Raw genomic sequence first — 1,596 nt, 5'->3', positions numbered from 1 at the left:
GGGTTCGTCGTCGGTCAGATTATAGGCGGCGCCGGGCCGGGGTCGGTCCATCGAGGCGAACAGGGCCGAGACCACGTCGTCCACATGGATGCGGTTGAACACCTGGCCCGGCTTCCGCACCAGTTTGGCCGTCCCGTCGCGTAGCCGCTCGACCACGCTGCGGCCCGGTCCATAGAAGCCCGGCAGGCGGAAAATCTGCACCGTCAGCCCCATGCCCTGGGCCCCGTCCAGCCAGTCGCGCTCGGCCCGCACCCGCCGCGCGCCTTCCAGACTGGCGGCGTTCAACGGCCCCGTCTCGAACACCCAGCCCCCGGCCCGGTCGCCATAGACGCTGGTCGAAGAGACATAGCCGATCCAGTCGGGCCAGGCCTGCGACGCCACCGGCCCCAGGGCGCGCAGGCCGGGGCAGCCGTGAGCGTCGGGCGCGGCCGTGATCAGAACCGCTGTGGCGGCCTCCAGCGCGGTCTTCAGGGCCTCGGGGTCGGCGGGGTCTATCGCCGTGATCCCCTCGGCCGCCAGGGACCGGCGGCGTTCGACGTCGCGCGAGGTGGCGACGGCCCGGCCGCCGCGTCGGATCGCCTCCAAGGCCGCCGCCCGGCCCAGATAGCCGCCGCCGAAGACCAGCAGGCACGGCTTGCAGCCGGGCGAAGGGGCGGGGGCGGCGTCGGACATCGATCTACTCAGGCAGACAGGACTTTGGGCGGCGACGGCGGCGCATACGGCCGCGCTTCATTTTCCAGCGCCTCGGCCCGGCGTTGGTTCCAGGCCGAGACACAGGGCACCCGCGTCAGGTCGGCCCGGTCGGCGTAATGGCGGGCGATCTCGGTCACCTCGTCCATCAACCCCTGGGCCAGGGTGATGGGCTTCAGCCCCAGGTCGCGGAACTGGTCGTTGGCGACGACCAGGTCGTTCTCGTCGGCCTCCTGGCGCGGATTGGCGACGTTCTGGATCACCGCCCCGGTCTTGTCGGCGATCAGGGCGGCCAGGTCGCGGACCCGGCGGCTTTCGGTCATCTGGTTCAGGATCTTGACCCGGTCGCCGCGCTTGGGTGGGTTCTTCAGCGCCAGTTCGACGCAGCGCACCGTGTCCTGGATATGGATGAAGGCCCGGGTTTGGCCGCCCGATCCGTGAACCGTCAACGGATAGCCGACCGCCGCCTGCATCAGGAAACGGTTCAGCACCGTGCCGTAATCGCCGTCATAGTCGAACCGGTTGATCAGCCGCTCGTCCAGCTTGGTCTCGACCGTCTGCGTGCCCCAGACGATGCCCTGGTGCAGGTCTGTGATCCGCAAGGCGTCGTTGCGGGCGTAGAACTGGAACAGCAGGGCGTCCTGCGTCTTGGTCATATGATAGATGCTGCCCGGATTGGGCGGGAACAGGATTTCCTGTTCCGCCGGGCCGTGGTCGGTGTCTACCGTCACCTTCAGATAGCCCTCGGGGATGCGCAGGCCGGCGGTGCCGTAACCATAGACCCCCATGGTCCCCAGGTGGGCCAGATGCACGTCCAGCCCGCTCTCGACGATGGCGGCCAGCAGGTGGTTGGTGGCGTTGATGTTGTTGTCGACCGTGTACAGCTTGTGCCGCGCCGACTTCATC

2 protein-coding genes are annotated in these 1,596 nt (G+C 68.8%); both read right to left on the bottom strand.

Annotated features, from left to right (window positions below; all coding sequences use genetic code 11):
* Positions 1-672: NAD-dependent epimerase/dehydratase family protein (locus Q7J26_RS08795; protein WP_304936083.1), on the bottom strand; the 672-nt coding region annotated here is incomplete at its 3' end.
* An 8-nt stretch (positions 673-680) separates the two neighbouring features.
* Positions 681-1,596: NAD-dependent epimerase/dehydratase family protein (locus tag Q7J26_RS08790; protein ID WP_304936082.1), on the bottom strand; the 916-nt coding region annotated here is incomplete at its 5' end.

The organism is Brevundimonas sp. (assembly GCF_030656255.1).
Taxonomy (GTDB): Bacteria; Pseudomonadota; Alphaproteobacteria; order Caulobacterales; family Caulobacteraceae; genus Brevundimonas.
The sequence above is the reverse complement of the archived record's forward strand: the minus strand, read 5'-3'. Positions and strand labels throughout refer to the sequence as shown.